This window comes from Sphingopyxis sp. (genome assembly GCF_035686825.1).
Classification (GTDB): domain Bacteria; phylum Pseudomonadota; class Alphaproteobacteria; order Sphingomonadales; family Sphingomonadaceae; genus Sphingopyxis.
In genome coordinates, this window is sequence record NZ_DASRYZ010000007.1 from 275,306 (window position 1) to 291,492 (window position 16,187).

At 66.6% G+C, this 16,187-nt stretch carries 20 protein-coding genes and 1 tRNA gene; 15 read left to right on the forward strand and 6 right to left on the reverse strand.

Annotated features, from left to right (window positions below; translation table 11 throughout):
• The first annotated feature begins 25 nt into the window (after positions 1-25).
• From VFG17_RS19130 to VFG17_RS19140, 3 genes are all read left to right on the forward strand, one after another.
• Positions 26-102: transfer RNA gene (locus tag VFG17_RS19130), tRNA-His, on the forward strand.
• 98 nt (positions 103-200) lie between these two features.
• A complete protein-coding gene (locus VFG17_RS19135; protein ID WP_325030962.1) occupies positions 201-1,253 on the forward strand; it encodes a Glu/Leu/Phe/Val family dehydrogenase in 1,053 nt (350 codons plus the stop codon).
• Positions 1,254-1,303: 50 nt separating this feature from the next.
• Entirely contained in the window at positions 1,304-1,657 is a 354-nt protein-coding gene (locus tag VFG17_RS19140; protein WP_325030963.1) for a YbaN family protein, read from the forward strand.
• A gap of 3 nt (positions 1,658-1,660) precedes the next feature.
• On the opposite strand, the gene arr is transcribed toward VFG17_RS19140, so the two are convergent.
• Positions 1,661-2,089, reverse strand: a complete 429-nt coding sequence (gene arr, locus VFG17_RS19145; RefSeq protein WP_325030964.1) for an NAD(+)--rifampin ADP-ribosyltransferase — start codon at positions 2,087-2,089, stop codon at positions 1,661-1,663.
• Between the two features lie 219 nt (positions 2,090-2,308).
• Between arr and ccmC the strand changes: the two genes are divergently transcribed.
• The 10 genes from ccmC (at position 2,309) to VFG17_RS19195 (ending at position 10,646) form a co-directional block, all read left to right on the forward strand.
• Entirely contained in the window at positions 2,309-3,040 is a 732-nt protein-coding gene (gene ccmC, locus VFG17_RS19150; protein WP_325030965.1) for a heme ABC transporter permease CcmC, read from the forward strand.
• A 4-nt stretch (positions 3,041-3,044) separates the two neighbouring features.
• Positions 3,045-3,200 carry a hypothetical protein gene (locus VFG17_RS19155; RefSeq protein WP_325030966.1) on the forward strand — a complete coding sequence of 52 codons (156 nt, stop codon included), beginning with the start codon at positions 3,045-3,047 and terminating at the stop codon, positions 3,198-3,200.
• Positions 3,197-3,634, forward strand: a complete 438-nt coding sequence (gene ccmE / locus VFG17_RS19160) for a cytochrome c maturation protein CcmE (RefSeq protein ID WP_325030967.1) — start codon at positions 3,197-3,199, stop codon at positions 3,632-3,634. The genes VFG17_RS19155 and ccmE overlap by 4 nt, the downstream gene beginning before the upstream one ends.
• A complete protein-coding gene (locus VFG17_RS19165; RefSeq protein WP_325030968.1) occupies positions 3,631-5,601 on the forward strand; it encodes a heme lyase CcmF/NrfE family subunit in 1,971 nt (656 codons plus the stop codon). Before ccmE ends, VFG17_RS19165 begins: the two co-directional genes overlap by 4 nt.
• Positions 5,598-6,128, forward strand: coding sequence for a DsbE family thiol:disulfide interchange protein (locus tag VFG17_RS19170; RefSeq protein WP_325030969.1), 531 nt, complete (start codon positions 5,598-5,600; stop codon positions 6,126-6,128). The genes VFG17_RS19165 and VFG17_RS19170 overlap by 4 nt, the downstream gene beginning before the upstream one ends.
• Before the next feature lie 2 nt (positions 6,129-6,130).
• A complete protein-coding gene (locus VFG17_RS19175; RefSeq protein WP_414712982.1) occupies positions 6,131-6,556 on the forward strand; it encodes a cytochrome c-type biogenesis protein in 426 nt (141 codons plus the stop codon).
• Complete coding sequence (locus VFG17_RS19180) at positions 6,553-7,224, forward strand: tetratricopeptide repeat protein (RefSeq protein WP_325030971.1); 672 nt, start codon at positions 6,553-6,555, stop codon at positions 7,222-7,224. Before VFG17_RS19175 ends, VFG17_RS19180 begins: the two co-directional genes overlap by 4 nt.
• 39 nt (positions 7,225-7,263) lie before the next feature.
• Positions 7,264-9,225 carry a potassium transporter Kup gene (locus tag VFG17_RS19185; protein WP_325030972.1) on the forward strand — a complete coding sequence of 654 codons (1,962 nt, stop codon included), beginning with the start codon at positions 7,264-7,266 and terminating at the stop codon, positions 9,223-9,225.
• Between the two features lie 114 nt (positions 9,226-9,339).
• Positions 9,340-10,173 (forward strand): hypothetical protein, encoded by an 834-nt coding sequence (locus VFG17_RS19190; RefSeq protein WP_325030973.1) that lies wholly within the window; start codon positions 9,340-9,342, stop codon positions 10,171-10,173.
• The gene (locus tag VFG17_RS19195; protein ID WP_325030974.1) at positions 10,095-10,646 is read left to right on the forward strand and encodes an AHH domain-containing protein; all 552 of its coding nucleotides are present in this window, start codon (positions 10,095-10,097) and stop codon (positions 10,644-10,646) included. Before VFG17_RS19190 ends, VFG17_RS19195 begins: the two co-directional genes overlap by 79 nt.
• Positions 10,647-10,843: 197 nt before the next feature.
• On the opposite strand, the gene VFG17_RS19200 is transcribed toward VFG17_RS19195, so the two are convergent.
• Both VFG17_RS19200 and VFG17_RS19205 read right to left on the reverse strand, forming a co-directional pair.
• Positions 10,844-11,815, reverse strand: coding sequence for a nitronate monooxygenase family protein (locus VFG17_RS19200; protein ID WP_325030975.1), 972 nt, complete (start codon positions 11,813-11,815; stop codon positions 10,844-10,846).
• A gap of 65 nt (positions 11,816-11,880) precedes the next feature.
• Positions 11,881-12,300 carry a VOC family protein gene (locus VFG17_RS19205; protein WP_325030976.1) on the reverse strand — a complete coding sequence of 140 codons (420 nt, stop codon included), beginning with the start codon at positions 12,298-12,300 and terminating at the stop codon, positions 11,881-11,883.
• Positions 12,301-12,433: 133 nt separating this feature from the next.
• On the opposite strand from VFG17_RS19205, the gene VFG17_RS19210 reads away from it, so the two are divergent.
• Entirely contained in the window at positions 12,434-13,105 is a 672-nt protein-coding gene (locus tag VFG17_RS19210) for an AraC family transcriptional regulator (protein ID WP_325030977.1), read from the forward strand.
• Positions 13,106-13,268: 163 nt separating this feature from the next.
• Here the strand turns inward: VFG17_RS19210 and VFG17_RS19215 are convergent, their stop codons facing one another.
• Both VFG17_RS19215 and VFG17_RS19220 read right to left on the reverse strand, forming a co-directional pair.
• Positions 13,269-14,342, reverse strand: a complete 1,074-nt coding sequence (locus VFG17_RS19215) for an alpha/beta hydrolase family protein (protein ID WP_325030978.1) — start codon at positions 14,340-14,342, stop codon at positions 13,269-13,271.
• Entirely contained in the window at positions 14,339-15,268 is a 930-nt protein-coding gene (locus tag VFG17_RS19220) for an isopenicillin N synthase family dioxygenase (RefSeq protein ID WP_325030979.1), read from the reverse strand. The genes VFG17_RS19215 and VFG17_RS19220 overlap by 4 nt, the downstream gene beginning before the upstream one ends.
• Positions 15,269-15,398: 130 nt before the next feature.
• Between VFG17_RS19220 and VFG17_RS19225 the strand changes: the two genes are divergently transcribed.
• Positions 15,399-15,824, forward strand: coding sequence for an EVE domain-containing protein (locus VFG17_RS19225; RefSeq protein WP_325030980.1), 426 nt, complete (start codon positions 15,399-15,401; stop codon positions 15,822-15,824).
• Positions 15,825-15,828: 4 nt separating this feature from the next.
• Here the strand turns inward: VFG17_RS19225 and VFG17_RS19230 are convergent, their stop codons facing one another.
• Positions 15,829-16,158 (reverse strand): PilZ domain-containing protein, encoded by a 330-nt coding sequence (locus VFG17_RS19230; protein ID WP_325030981.1) that lies wholly within the window; start codon positions 16,156-16,158, stop codon positions 15,829-15,831.
• Positions 16,159-16,187 lie beyond the last annotated feature (29 nt).

Consider the following 16,187-nt stretch of genomic DNA (forward strand, 5'->3'; position numbering starts at 1 on the left):
CGCAGGCGGTTTCGCCCGACATGTGGCGACCATAGCTCAGTTGGTTAGAGCGCCGGTTTGTGGTACCGGAGGTCGCGGGTTCGAGCCCCGTTGGTCGCCCCATTTTCTCTATCTTCATGCATATGCGGGATTTGGGGTGACTCTCAGTCCCTATCGGATTATTGCGTTTGGACGTAATTTTCTAATGCGAGGATGAGTCTATGTCCGCTGTCTGGGATTTCGCCGATTTCGACGATCATGAACATGTCCACATGTTCCGCGATCGCGCCAGCGGACTTACCGCGGTCATCGCCGTCCACTCGACGCATCTCGGGCCGGGCGCGGGCGGGGTGCGTTACTGGCATTATCCGCAGCGCGCGGCGGCAATCACCGACGCGCTGCGCCTGTCGCGCGGGATGAGCTACAAGAATGCGATGGCGGGGCTGCCGATGGGCGGCGGCAAGGGCGTGATCCTCGCCGACGAAGGCGCGGCGAAGACCCCCGAACTGCTCGCGGCGTTCGGCCGTGCGGTCGATTCGCTCGGCGGTGCCTATGTGACCGCCGAGGATGTCGGGATCACCGACGCCGACATGGTCGAGATCGCCAAGCAGACGAAGCATGTCAGCGGGCTTCCGGTGGCGAGCGGCGCCGATGCCGGCGGCGATCCGGGGCCGTTCACCGCGCTCGGCGTCTATCTGGGCATCAAGGCGGCGATTCGCGAAGGGCTGAACACCGACAGCGCCAAGGATGTGCGCATCGCGATCCAGGGCGTCGGCAGCGTCGGCGGCGGCGTCGCGCGGCGGCTGGCGGCCGAAGGCGCGAAGCTGACCCTCGCCGACGTCAATCTGGCGCGCGCGAAGGCGCTCGCCGAAGAGCTCGGCGCCGAGCTTGCCGATTCGGCGGCGATCATGGAGGTCGAGGCCGACGTGCTGAGCCCCAATGCGCTGGGCGCGATCCTGACCGAGCAAAGCATCGAGAAACTGCGCGTCCCGATCGTCGCGGGCGGCGCGAACAACCAGCTTGCGACCGCGGCCGACGGGCAGCGCGTGCACGACCGCGGGATCGTCTATGCCCCCGACTATGTGATCAACGCGGGCGGCATCATCAACGTCGCGCTCGAATATCTGGGGCAGGGGAGCCGCGAGGAAGTCGAGAGCCGCATTCACCAGATTCCGGGCCGGCTGGCCGAAATCTGGGCCGAAAGCAAGGCGAGCGGGACGCCGGCTTCGGTCGTCGCCGACCGGATGGCGCAGAAGTTGATCGGACGGGGCTGAACTGCTTCGAGGGCTGGCGCGGAACGGTAATTCCGCTAAGCCAGCTTTGCATGAAACGGCATTTCTATCTGGTCGCGGGCTGGGCGTCGTTGGGGCTTGGCGCGATCGGCGCCTTTCTGCCGCTGCTGCCGACCGTGCCGTTCGTAATTCTCGCGGCCTTCTGCTTCGCGCGCTCGTCGCCGCGGCTCGAAGCCTGGCTGCTGAACCATCCGCATTTCGGGCATCATATCGTCGCGTGGCGCGAGAAGGGGGCGATCAGCCGCAAGGGCAAGATCGCCGCGACGGCCGCCTTCGCGCTGAGTATCGTGCTGGCCGCGATCTTTTCGCCCTGGCCATGGGTGATGTTGCCGGTGATCGCCGCGGCGGTGACCGGGAGCTGGATCTGGACGCGGCCGGAGGGGTAAGCCCTAGTTGATGATTTCGGCGCGTTCGTCCGCGCGCAGTGCGGCCAGTCTTTCTCTCCACGATTGCAGTGCTTCGGGCGTCAATCTGGCCCAATCGGTGATTTCGCAGATGATCTTGAGCGGTGCGCTGCTGCGATATGACCGGGTGGGATTGCCGGGAAATTTCTTGTCGGTGACATTCGGGTCGTTCTCGAATGCCCCGGTCGGCTCGACGGCATAAACACGCGGAACCGCGCCGCCTTTGTCGAGGTCCGCCGCGATCTCGGCGGCAAGCCCCGCACCGTCGACAAGAGCCGTGAAATAGATGTGGTTCATCACCACCTCGGGGCGATAGTTTGACCGGAATCCCGCGGTAAGGAAATCACCCACGCGCAAATCCGCGATTGTGCCGTGAAAGAATGGTCCCTTGTCGAGCACGTCGGTCATCGTCATCACCCCTATCCTGCAAGTCTGCTGTAGTCGGTGAGCTAGACGGAGCCAACGTCGCCAACCCGTAGAAACCTGCCATTCGGTATCGGAACGGGCCCGGGCGAGGCGAGGCAGCGGACTCTTGACGCGATGTTCCGGCCAGGCAACACGAGCGCCGCCGGGTCGCGCCGGGCAAATCGCTGGACCCTCCTGTCCGGCTCGCCTAAGGACGACGCGAAACCGATGCACGCCTATGCCAATCCGACCCGTTTTCTGGCGATCGCCAAGCCGCTGACGCCGTGGTTGCTCGGCGCCGGATTGCTGCTTGTGCTCGGCGGTGCGTTCGCCGGGCTGACGATGGTGCCGGGCGATTACAAGCAGGGCGAAACCGCGCGAATTCTGTATGTTCATGTGCCGTCGGCGTGGCTCGGCATGGGCGGCTGGACGTCGCTCGCGATCGCCGGGCTGGTGCAGCTCGTGTGGCGGCATCCGCTGTCGGGGATCGCCGCGCGCGCGATTGCGGTGCCGGGGATGCTGTTCACCGCGCTTTGCCTCGCGACCGGATCGATCTGGGGCAAGCCGACGTGGGGCACCTGGTGGGAGTGGGACGGGCGGATGACCTCGATGCTCGTGCTGCTCTTCCTCTATGCGGGCTTCATCGCGCTGACGAGCGGCGATGACGGACAGCGGCAAGGCGGTTCGCTGTCGCGTGGCGCGGCGATCTATGCGCTCGTCGGGGCGATCAACATCCCGATCATCAACCGCAGCGTCGTGTGGTGGAACAGCCTGCATCAGGGACCGAGCATCACGCTGTCGGGATCGAGCATCGACAATGCGCTGCTGTGGCCGCTGGGCTTGACCGTGCTCGGCTTTTCGCTGCTATTCGGGGCGATCGTGCTGATGCGGATGCGGCGGATCATCGCCGACAACCGCGTCGCGGCGCGATTGCGGCGACTGGCCGACGAGGAGGAATAGAGGCGTGACGGGGGTGATCAGCGGGGGCGGCCAATGGGCGTTCGTCGCCGCGGCCTATGGACTGACGGCGGTGCTGACCGCGGCGGTGCTGTGGACGAGCTGGCGCGCGATGAAAAAGGCCGAGAAGCGCAGCGATGCGCTGCGAAAGGATCGCAAGTGAAGGCGAAGCATCAGCGATTGATCCTCGCGCTGGTCGCGCTCTGCGGCGTTGCGGGTGCGGGTGTGCTCGCGGCGAGCGCGCTCAGCGACGAGGCGGCCTATTTCCGCACCCCGGTCGAGATACAGGACGGCAAGGCCGCGGTCGGTGAGGCGATGCGGCTGGGCGGCATGGTCGCCAAGGGCAGCATCGTGCGCCAGGCCGACGGGCTGACGATCCGTTTCGTCGCGACCGACGGCAAGGCGTCGGTGCCGGTCGAATATAAAGGCATTGTCCCCGACCTGTTCGGCGAGGAGAGCGGCATGGTGGCCGACGGCCGGATGCGCGCCGACGGGACTTTCGTGGCCGATCGTATCCTCGCGAAGCATGACGAGCGCTATATGCCGCCGCAGATGGGCGAGATGCCCAAGGATATGAAGGCGGCGGCCGCGACATGATCGCCGAAACCGGTCTGGCCCTGTTGTGGATCGCGGCGGCGCTTGCTTGCCTGTCGCTGGTCGCGGGAACGCTGTTCCTTCGCGGTGGTTCGAAGGATCTCGCGTCGCTCGTGCGCCCGGCGAGCGTCGCGCAGGGGGTGCTGACCACGGCCGCCTTCGGCCTGCTGATCGCGCTGTTCGTACGCTCCGACATGTCGGTCGAACTCGTCGCGCGCAACAGCAACAGCCTGAAGCCGATGATCTTCAAGATCGCGGGGACCTGGGGCAATCACGAAGGATCGATGCTGCTGTGGCTGATGATCCTGTCGCTGTCGGGCGGGTTGATCGCGATTTTCGAGAAAAGGCTGCGCGAGGATACGCTGGTTGCGACCCTCGCGGCGCAGGCGGCGCTGAGCCTCGGTTTCTTCGCCTTCCTGCTCTTTTCGTCGAACCCGTTCAAGCGGTTGCCGGTGGCGCCGCCCGACGGGCAGGGGCTCAACCCGCTGCTCCAGGACATCGGCTTGGCATTTCACCCGCCGACGCTCTACGTCGGCTATGTCGGGCTGTCGGTCGCGTTCAGCTTTGCCGTCGGGGCGCTGATCACGCGCGAGATCGGCCCGGCTTTCGCCCGCGCGATGCGGCCGTGGGTGCTCGGAAGCTGGATTTTCCTGACATTGGGCATCACCGCGGGCAGCTATTGGGCCTATTATGAGCTTGGCTGGGGCGGCTGGTGGTTCTGGGACCCGGTCGAGAATGTCTCGCTCGTGCCGTGGCTCGCGGGCGCGGCCTTGCTTCATTCGGTCGCGGTGACCGCGACGCGCAACGCGTTGCGCGCGTGGACGGTGATGCTCGCGGTGATCGGTTTTTCGATGTCGATGGTCGGGACCTTCATCGTGCGGTCGGGGCTGTTGACGAGTGTTCACAGTTTCGCGGTCGATCCCGAGCGCGGCACCTTCCTGCTCGTGCTGATGGCGATCTATATCGGCGGCGCGCTGACCTTGTTCGCGCTGCGCGCCGGGGCGGTCGCCGAGGGCAAGAAATTCGCGCTGCTGAGCCGCGAAGGTTCGCTGGTGATCAACAATCTGCTGCTCACGACGATCCTCGCGCTCGTGCTGCTCGGCACGCTCTATCCGATCGTCGCCGAGGCGATGGGCGAGAAGATTTCGGTCGGGCCGCCCTATTATAACCGCGTCGCGGGGCCGCTCGCGTTGATCCTCTGCCTCGTGATGGTCGCGGGGCCGTTGCTCAGCTGGCGCAAGGACGACGGGAAGCGGCTGTGGTCGCGGCTGCCGCTGGCGCTGTTCGCGGGGGCGGCGGTGCTCTTTTCGCTGATCCTGTTCGGCGGCAAGGTCGGTATCTTGCCGCTGCTCGGGATGACCGTCGCCGGGATCGTCGCGGTCGCGAGCCTCGCGCCGCTGTGGGGACGCAACCTCCGCCGCACGCCGCTGCCGACCTGGGGCATGGTCGTCGCGCATTTCGGCGTCGCGGTGTGCCTAGCCGGCATGGGCGCCGAAAGCGCGTTCATCAAGGAGCGGCTGGTCGCGGCGGCGCCGGGCGAGGACATAAGGATCGGCGATTTTTCGGTGAAGTTCGCCGGGGTGAAGCCGGTCGCGGGGCCGAATTATACCGCGATCGAGGGGACGCTGGTCGCGACGACATCGTCGGGAAGCAGCTTTACGATGAAGCCCGAGGCGCGCACCTTTCCGGGCCTGATGGGCACCGCGCCGACCGAGACCAATGAAGCGGCGCTGCTGACGCGGCCGGGCGGCCAGCTCTATGCCGTGCTCGGCCAGCCGGTGACGGGCGACGACGGCCGCGCCGACCGCTACCAGATCCGCCTGTGGTGGAAGCCGCTGGTATGGTGGATCTGGCTCGGCGGCGCGCTGATCGCGGTTGGGGCGACGCTGTCGATGCTCGGCCGCGCGCAATTGCTGGCGATCTGGCGCGCGCGGCGTGCCCGCAAACTGGAGGAACGTTTCGCGCCATGAAGAACCGCTGGGTCCTGTTCGTGCCGCTGGCGATCATGGGGTTGCTGTTCGGCGCCTTCATCTATCGGCTGGTGACGCCCGCCGAGACTCTGATCCAGTCGCAGTGGATCGACAAGCCGATGCCCTTGTTCGACCTGCCGCCCGCGACCGCGGGGGTCGAGGGGCTGAAGAGCAGCCAGCTCGCCGACGGCAAGCCGCGCCTCGTCAATGTGTTCGCGAGTTGGTGCATCCCGTGCCGCGCCGAGGCGCCGCAGCTCGAGGCGCTGAAGGCCGCGGGGGTGCCGATCGACGGCATCGCGATCCGCGACCGGCCCGAGGATGTCGCGATGTTCCTGCGCGAATATGGCAATCCGTTCGACCGCATCGGCGCCGACATGCAGAGCAGCGTCCAGATCGCGCTGGGATCGTCGGGCGTGCCCGAAACCTTCCTGATCGACGGCAAGGGCATCATCCGCGAGCAGATTCAGGGCGTGATCCTCGCCGATCAGGTGCCCGAAATCGTCGCGAAGCTCGAGGCGATGAAGTGAGCCTGCGGCTGATCCTGCTCTGCCTGCTCGGCGCGCTGGCGCTGCCGCTGGCGGCGCAGGACCGCTTGCCGCCGGCGCCTTATGCCTATCAGCAGCTTAACGATCCGGCCAAGGAAGCGCGCGCCAAGGCGTTGATGGAGGAATTGCGCTGCCTCGTCTGTCAGGGGCAGTCGATCGCCGACAGCGACGCGCCGCTCGCGGGCGATATGCGGCACGAGGTGCGGAGCAAGATCGCGGCGGGCGAGAGCCCGGACGAGATCAAGGCCTGGCTCGTCGCGCGCTATGGCAATTGGGTGAGTTATGACCCGCCGTTCGACGGCGCGACGGCGCTATTGTGGCTGGGGCCGCTCCTGTTTCTCGCGATCGGCGGCTGGCTGGCATTCGGGCGGTTCCGGCGCGGCAAGGATGATGTGGAGGACGCGGCATGACCTGGCTGTGGGTCCTGCTCGCCGCCGTGCTGACGATCGGCGGCATTTTCTGGCTCGGCAAGCTGCCCGCGGCGGCGCGGCCGCTCGCCGGGGCGGCGGTGATGCTGGGGCTCGCGGGCTATGCGCTGCAGGGCAATCCCTCGCTGCCGGGTAAGCCCGTGGCGGCGGCCGAGGAGCCCGAGGGCTTTGGCGAGGCGATCACCGATCAGCGGCAGGGGATGGCCGAACGCTTTGGTCCCGCGGCGCAGTGGCTCGGCATGTCCGACGGCTTCGCGCGCACGGGCAAGACCGAGCTGGCGGCGAAGACGCTCGAAAAGGGGCTGGAGAAATATCCCGACAATGTCGACCTGTGGGTCGGGCTCGGCAACGCGCTCGCGGCGCATGGCGGCGGCATGATGTCGCCCGCGGCGGCGCTCGCGTTCGACGAGGCGGCGAAGCGCGATCCGTCGCATCCCGCGCCGCCCTTCTTCGCGGGGCTCGCGCTCGCGCAAGGGGGCGACCTCAAGGGCGCCGAGGCGGTGTGGAGCGGGCTGCTCGCGCGCAGCCCCGCCGATGCGTCGTGGCGGCCCGATCTCGAGGTGCGGCTGGCGCAGATCAGGCAGGCGCTGGGGCCGCGGCTTCCTTCTGAAACTCCGGCCAATGCACCGGCCGGGGGCGTCCCAAATTGAAACCTGTTCCAAAGGCGCGGGCTCGTCTAAAGGCGCGCGATGACTGCTGAGTCGCAACAGGCGGGCGGGGGCGCCGCGGGCGCTGTCGAAGCTGCTGCCGATACCGGCCATCAGGGCCATGGGCATGAGGGTGATGGCAAGCTGAAGCTCGCCGTCGGCGCGATCGGGGTCGTGTTCGGCGACATCGGCACCAGCCCGCTCTACGCGTTTCGCGAAACCTTTGCCGGGCACCACCCGATCGAGGCCGACCGGCTGCACATCTATGGCGTCCTGAGCCTCGTCTTCTGGTCGATGATGCTCGTCGTCACCTTCAAATATGTGCTGACGATCATGAAGGCCGACAACAAGGGCGAGGGGGGCAGCCTTGCGCTGCTCGCGCTGATCAGCCGCTCGTCGGGCGAGAAGCGCTGGACCTGGCCGATCATCCTGCTCGGCGTGTTCGCGACCGCGCTCTTCTATGGCGACAGCATGATCACCCCGGCGATGTCGGTGCTCTCGGCGACCGAGGGGCTGAGCTACGTCAACAAGGGGTTCGAGCCCTATATCGTGCCGATCGCGCTCGCGATCCTGATCGGGCTGTTCGCGATCCAGTCGCGCGGGACCGCGAAGGTCGGGATGCTGTTCGGGCCGATCATGCTTGCCTATTTCACGATGCTCGCGATCCTCGGGATCATCCATATCGTCGATCATCCGGGGATCATCCTCGAAACGCTGAACCCGGTGAACGCGCTGCGCTTCTTCTACGTCGACGGCTTCACCGCCTTCATCGCATTGGGCGCGGTCGTGCTCGCGGTGACGGGGGCCGAGGCGCTTTATGCCGACATGGGGCATTTCGGGCGCGGGCCGATCGGCCTCAGCTGGCTGACCTTCGTGCTGCCCGCGCTGATGCTCAACTATATGGGGCAGGGCGCGATGGTGCTCGATGCGGAGATGGGGCCGCGCGGCGACCTGATCGCCGATCCCTTTTTCCAGATGATGCCCGATGCGTGGCAGATACCGGTCGTCATCCTCGCGATCCTCGCGACGATCATCGCGAGCCAGGCGGTGATTTCGGGCGCCTTCTCGCTGACGCAGCAGGCGATCCAATTGGGCTTCATGCCGCGGCTGCGCGTCGAACACACCAGCGCGTCGGCGGCGGGGCAGATTTATATCCCGATGGTCAATTGGGGGCTGATGGTGATGGTGATCCTGCTCGTCCTCGGCTTCGGATCGTCGAGCAACCTCGCCGCCGCTTATGGTATCGCGGTGACGGGGGCGATGTTCATCGACACCTGCCTGATGAGCGTCGTGCTCTTCACCTTGTGGAAGTGGCCGGCGTGGAAGGCGCTGCCGATCCTCGCGGTCTTCTTCATCGTCGACATCGCCTATTTCGGCGCGAATCTGATCAAGGTGCCCGACGGCGGCTGGGTGCCGCTGGCGATCGGCCTGACGATCTTCACCATGCTCACCACCTGGTCGCGCGGGCGCAAGCTGATGCAGCAGGAAATGGCCGAAGGTGCGATGCCGATCCCGGTGTTCGTGAAGTCGGCGGCGAACAGCGCGACGCGCGTTCCGGGGACCGCGGTGTTCATGACGTCGAGCAGCGACGGCGTGCCGCACGCGCTGCTCCACAATTTGAAGCACAACAAGGTGCTGCACGAGCGCATCATCCTGCTGACGATCAAGATCGCCGACGTCCCCTATGTGCGCGAAGAGAATAAATGCGCGCTCGACGATCTGGGGCAGGGGTTCCACCGGCTGATTCTGAATTACGGCTTCATGCAGCCGATCGACGTGCCCGCCGCGCTCAAACGCGTGACGAGCTGCGGCGGCGAGTTCAAGATGCTCGAAACGAGCTTTTTCCTCTCGCGCCAGACGTTGATCGCGGCGAGCAAGCCGGGCATGCCGATCTGGCGCGAAAAGCTGTTCGCGTGGATGCTGCGCAACTCGGAAAGCGCGATGGAATATTTCCGCCTGCCCACGAACCGCGTCGTCGAACTGGGCAGCCAGGTCGCAATCTGACGCGACCGGCGGAGCATGGGCGCCCGATTAACTTTCCGACATGTATAGATAAGCGTTTGAACATTCGGGTCGGTCTTGCGATGCAAGCGGTGAACCCACGAAGGCGCGCGACAGATGGATGCCGATGACCGCGATGCGTTGATCCTGCCGGTGCCGCCGGAACCCTTCACGCTGATTCTCGGGCCCGCTATACGCGGCGCATCGGACGACGCGATCGAAACATCGCTCCGGCATATGGGGTTGCAGCCCGAGCGGGTTCGCGATGTCGGCGCCGATCTGGATGCGCGGGTTGCGGCACCATCTTTTCGCGTGAGGTTCGGGGCGGTGTCGGTTCTCGCCGGCCGCGCGGCGCGCGCGGCGCTCGACCTCGCCGATCCCGATCACCCGTCCACGAGCCTGCTCGCCGCCAGCCTGCCGCGCGGCTGGCGCGAAAGCGGCGATTGCTGGATCTTCGTTCCGGAAGATCGCGGGGCCGCGGCATCGGCGCGCGCACAGACGACGCGGATGCGCGAATTCTTCAAGACGATGGTGCTGATGATCGACCTGTTCGATGCCAGCCACATCTTCTGGTCGCCCGCGCGGCTCTGGTCCGATGCGCCGCAGTTCCGCGCCTCGATTGCCGAAATGCTGGCGAGCGGGATGCCGCCGGTGCTCCACCTGGTCGCCTTTCGGCGCAAGGATCTGGGCGATGGCGCGAGCATGCGAACGCGCGGGCTGGCGCTGTTCGCCGGGCAGGAACTCGAGGCGCGCATACCGGGCGGTTGGACGGTCGCCGAAATGGTGCGGCGACTGTCGCGGCTCGCGCTCGACATGATGCTCAACGGCCCGGTCCAAACCGCGCGGACGATGCGCGGGCTGGATGCGGGCGAGTGGATCGACCTGCTGCCGCCGATGGATGGCGCGAGCCAGAGGTCGACGGTGATCGTCGAATTCGGTCGCGACGGTTGATCGGGCGCGGCTGGCATGGGGCGCCGGCGGCGCAGGCCGGGTTCCAGCGCCACCATTTGATCCCGATCGCCTTGCTGCGGCGACCACAGATGGCGGCGATGTTCGATCACCTTCGCGACGAGGGGTTCGCGCTCCATCATTTCGACCGCAACGGGCTGGTGCTGCCGGCGTGCGAGCCGGCCGCGCTGCGATCGGGGCACGCCCTGCATCGCGGGCCGCATCAGGGGTATAGCGACGTCGTCGCCGCGCGGGTCGAGCGGATCAGGGCGCATTTCGCGGTGCAGGCGGCGGCGGACCTGCGAGGCGCGCGGCGCACGGCGGTCATGCGCCTGCGCTTGCTGCAGGACACGACGCGGCGCGCGCTGACCGACCGGCACCGCGGCGGCTTCTGGCTCAACCGGCGCGACCCGATGCGGCTGTTCGTCGACCGCCCCTATCTGGACGAAGCGATCGAGCGGTTGTTTGGAGGATAGGGCGGCAGCGAGCGACCGGTGGTTGCCGTTCCCTTTATCGTCACCCCGGGCTTGACCCGGGGCCTGCCTTGCCTTTTCGCCGTCGCCAGGAAGAAAAGGCGGGTCCCGGGTCCAGCCCGGGATGACGAAGCTGGAGAAAGCAGTGGCAGCTCTCCACCCCGAAGCAGCCGTTGCCGTCTGGCCGGGCTATGTTGGGCCTACAACCGCACCTTCGCTTCGAGTTCGCGGCGCGCGGCGAGATATTGCGCTTCGAGTTCGGCGACATATTCGGCGACCGGGCGCACCGCGGTGACCGGGCCGATGCCCTGGCCCGAGCCCCAGATATCCTTCCACGCCTTGGCCTTGGTATTGCCGCCCGAACCGAAGTTCATCGTCTTCAAATCGCCTTCGGGCAGATTGTCGGGGTCCATGCCGGCGGAGACGATCGACTGACGCAGATAATTGCCGTGCACGCCGGTGAAGAGGTTCGAATAGACGATGTCGGCCGCGCGCCCCTCGACGATGCCGTTCTTGTAGCCGTCCTCGGCATTCGCCTCCGCCGTCGCGATGAAGGCGCTGCCGATATAGGCGAGGTCGGCGCCGCACGCCTGCGCGGCGAGGATCGAGCGGCCGTGGCCGATCGCGCCCGACAGCGCGACGGGGCCGTCGAACCATTCGCGGATTTCCTGCACCAGCGCGAAGGGGGACTGGCGCCCGGCGTGGCCGCCCGCGCCCGCGGCGACGGGGATCAGGCCGTCGGCGCCCTTTTCGACCGCCTTGCGCGCGAAACGGTCGTCGATGACGTCGTGGAGGGTGATGCCGCCCCAGCCGTGGACGGCTTGATTCAGCTCCTCGCGCGCGCCGAGCGACGTGATGGTGATCGGCACCTTCCACTTGGCGCAGGTCGCGATGTCGGCTTCGAGCCGGTCGTTCGATTTATGGACGATCTGGTTGACCGCATAGGGCGCCGAAAGGCGGTCGGGATTGTCGCGGTCCCATGCGGCGAGTTCCTCGGTGATCCGGTGCAGCCATTCGTCGAGCAAGGACTGCGGCCGCGCGTTGAGCGCAGGGAAACTGCCGACGATCCCCGCCTTGCACTGCGCGATGACGAGATCGGGGCCCGATACGATGAACAGCGGCGAACCGATGACGGGCAGGCGCAGGCGGTCGAAAATCGGGGGAAGGGCCATGAATCAGTCTCTCCGGTTGCCAATTGCAACTGACCTTAACGTAAACGGAAGGTTGCGCAAGATGTTCAGTCGAAGGCGGGACCCTTGAGCTCGACGATATTGCCTTCGGGGTCGGCGATGTAGATCGACGGGCCTTCGCCCTCGGCGCCGTAACGCGGGCCCGCCTGCTCGATCGCGACGCCGTGGCGGTCGAGGTGGGCGCGGATCGCCGCGTCGTCGAAAGGGGTGATCGCGATGGCGAAATGGTCGACGTTGCGGCCCTCCTTGCCCGGCGCCGCGCCGCCCATCGAGCCCAGCTTGCCGTCGATGGTGACGAGGTCGATCAGCGAACCGCCGGCGCGCAGTTGAAAAAGCCCGATTTCGGCCTGCACGCGCTCGTCGGTGCAGCCGATAACCTCGCGGTAAAATGCCATCATGCGGTCCACGTCGACGACGCGAAGGACCACATGGTCGATCGTGCGAAGGGTGAAGGGGGGTATTTCCATTGGCAGTCACTCCTCGAATTTCTTGCGCGGACGGACTTTCTAACTTGGGCGTGCCCCCGCTGTCCATCGAGCGCAGACGGGGGTTGGTCCGGCGGCGGTTGCGGCGGGCCGCGGGGTGCGACATGATCGCGCGATGCAGTTGCTCCAGCCCAGCCTCTTGCCCCCCGCGGCCGACATCGCGCGGCACCGCCACCGCGAACCCTATGCGACGGTCGTGCTGGCGGGCGCCTACGAAGAGGCGGGCGATGCCGGACGGATCGCGGCGCAGGCGGGCGAAGTGCTGCTGCACGGGCCGTTTTCGGCGCATCGCGACCGGATTTCGGCGAAACGGACGATGGTGCTCGACCTGCCGCTGCCGTTCGACGGGCGCGAATGGCCGGCGCGCGCGCGGATCGCCGATCCCGACCATATAGTCCGGCTGGCCGAACGCGACGCGGTCGCGGCGGTGGCGACGCTGCTCGGCGAACTGGTGCCGGTGGCGGCCGCCGATGAGGAGGATTTGCCCGACCAATTGTCGGCGGCGCTGCGGACTTCCGCACCGCCGCGGATCGGGCAATGGGCGGCAGCGCGCGGCCGGTCGCGCGAGCATGTCTCGCGCAGTTTCGAGACGCTCTATGGCGTACCCCCCGCCGCCTATCGCGCCGATTGCCAGGCGAAGCGGGCGTGGCGGATGATCGTCGAGAGCAAGGACAGCCTTGCCGGGATCGCGGTCGAGGCGGGCTATGCCGATCAGGCGCATATGACGCGCGCGGTGACGAAGGTAACCGGACTGTCGCCGCGGCGCTGGCGGATGGCGGCGGGCTGATCGGGGCGGTTTTGGGTGGGGAGCGGACGTTCCTCATTTCGTCATCCCGGGCTTGACCCGGGACCCGCCTTCCTCTTCCTCAATGTCGAAAAGACAAGGCAGGCCCCGGGTCAAGCCCGGGGTGACGATAAATGGGACGACAGCTTCCGGCCGATACCCGCCCTCAGTTCCCCGCAAACCCATGCGCGGCGAGCCAGCTCGCCAGCAGCGCGAAATATTCGGGCGAATCGGGCCGCTCGGTGCCGTCGTGCTTGGGGTCGAGCGACGTCTTGAGGTCTTCCGACATCTGCATCGCGTGATCGGCGCCCGCGATCACATGCACCTCCATATTGGGCATCTGCGGCGCGATGGCTTTCAGGCGCTCGGCCGAATCGGCGACCGGGACGACCGCATCGTCGGCGCCAAAGAGGATGAGCGTCGGCACGGTGACCGCCTTCATATTGACCAGCGGATCATTTTCGATTTCCTTGCGCCAACCCGACACGTCGCGGTCGCGGAAGGTTTCGCCCATATAGAGATATTTGAACCACGGCTTGGTCTTGATCCCGTCGAGCTTCGCCTGCGCCTCGGCGCGGCTCACCGTGCCGCGCATATAATCGTCGACGGCCTTGCGCGCCGCGACCATCTGCTCGATGTCGGCCTTAGAATAGCCATTGGCCTTCAAATGGTTTGTCGAGGAAAAGATCATCTGGACGTCGGCGGTCACCACCGGCGCCGACACCGCGACGACGAAGGCGAAGTCGGGGCTTCGCGACGCGGCGAGCGGCGAAATCCAGCCGCCCTGGCTCAGCCCCCAGGTGCCGATGCGCCGCGGATCGATCCGCGGGTCACTCTTCAGGCTCCGCGCGGCGGCGATCGCATCGTCGGCGAGGACCGCGAAGTCGCCCCCGGCATCCTGCGTGCCCGACCGGCCCGATCCGCGCCGGTCGTAGGTGAAGACGGCAATGCCGAGCGCCGGCAGGACCGTTTCGAGATGATCGTAGAGCGACGCCGAACCGAGCGGCGACGACGCGCTGTGCGTCACGACGATCGCCGCGACGGGCTTGCCGCTGACCGGCAGATGAAGCGTCCCCGCCAGTTCGCGGTCGCCGCTGGTAAAGCGGCGTTCCTCGGTCACCACCTCGGTCGTCGCGGGCGCGCTCCACGGCAGGCCGGGCGATTTCGGCGCCGCCTGCGCGGCGGGCAGCGAAGCGAGGCTCGCCATAAGGGCGAACAGCACGGCGGCGGGACGCGTCACTTCTTCAGCCCGATCTCGCGCAGCCGTTCCTGCAGATAGTCGTCGGCGGTGATCGGCGCCGGGTAGAGGTTCGGGTGCGACGCGTCGATGCAGCTTTCGAGCGTTTCGATCGGATAGTCCGAGCGGAAGTGGAGGAAGAAGGGCATCGAATAGCGCGCGACGCTTGCGCGGCCCGCGTCGGGGTTGCGGACGCGGTGCGTGGTCGAGGGCAGCTTGTTGTTGGTCAGCCGCTGGAGCATGTCGCCGACGTTGACCGCCATCGCGCCGGGCGGCGGCGAGACGGGAAGCCAGCTGCCGTCCTTGTCGAGGATTTCGAGCCCCGCTTCCTCGGCGCCGAGCAGCAGCGTGATCGTGTTGATATCCTCATGCGCCTCGGCGCGGATGCCCTTCGCGGGCGCTTCGACGGGCGGGTAATGGAGCAGGCGCATCACGCTATTGCCGTCGGCGACGGTGTCGTCGAAGAAATCGGGCGCGAGGCCGAGGTAGCGCGCGATGCCCGACAGGAGGCGCGCGCCGACGCGGTCGAATTCGGCGAAGAGCTTGTCATAGGCGGTGCGAAAGCCCTCGACCTCGGCGGGCCAGACATTGTTCGGCTGTTGCGCGGCGAGGCGGTGGCCGGCGGGCAGATCGCGGCCGACGTGCCAGAATTCCTTGAGGTCGACTTCCTTCGCGCCCTTGGCGATCTCGGTCCCGAACGGCGTATAGCCGCGCGCGCCGCCGCCGCCGGCGATATGATAGGCGCGCTTGACCTCCTCGGGCAGCGCGAAGAACGCCTTCGCCTTCGTCCAGGCTTCGTCGATGAGCGCGGGATCGATGCCGTGATCGGTGATCATCGCGAAGCCGAAGCGTTCGAACGACGCCCCGAAATCCTTCGCGAACTGGTCGGCGGGAAGCGACATGGAAATGACGGGAACGGCAGCGGTCATGCGATTATAGTCCATCTGAAAGGGGCGGCGCCCGCAGGCGCGTCATAAACCCCGATCTAGGCGCTACGGCGGGCGCGTTAAAGGGAAAAAGGCGGTTCCGTCCCGCGTGTGGCTCGGCTAAGCCCGCTCCATGAGCAAGCAATATTGGCTGATGAAATCCGAACCCGACGCCTATGCGTGGGACCAACTCGTCAAGGACGGCAGCGGTATCTGGGACGGGGTGCGCAACCACACCGCGAAGCTCAACATGATGGCGATGAAAAAGGGCGACGAGGCGTTCTTCTATCACAGCAATATCGGCAAGGAATGCGTCGGGATCATGGAGATCACCGAGGAAAGCTTCCCCGATCCGACCGCCGAAAAGGGTTCGCCTTGGGTCGTGGTGCGCGTCGCACCGGTGCGCGCGCTCGCGCACCCGGTGACGCTCGCGGCGATCAAGGCCGACCCGAAGCTCGCCGACATGGACCTGATCCGCCAGTCGCGGCTGTCGGTCGGACGCGTGACGCCCGCCGAGTGGAAACATATATTGAAGAAGTCGGAAAAGCCCGAGGGCTGACCGCTTACTGGCCGCGCAGCTTCGCCTGCAGATGCTGGGCGACCGACACATGGAGCGGGTGGACGAACTCGCAGCCGTAATTATTGCCGTCGGCGCGGCGGACGACGGCTTCCAGAGGCTGGAGCCCCGGCAGGTTGACCCAGATATGCTTGCCGATCTGCGGCCGGAATGATGTCACCATGCGAAAGCCGGTCGACGACAGGTCGAACAATTCGACGTTGAAGGGGTTGAGCCCCGGTTCGCGGAAGCGCGCACGCGCGGTCACCGGCGCGCGTTCGGCGCCGCGCCCGGCCTTGGGCGCCTTCTTGGTTTCGATGGTGCGATTCCCCAACACGGATTCGGTCCCTGCATGTCATTCTTGGT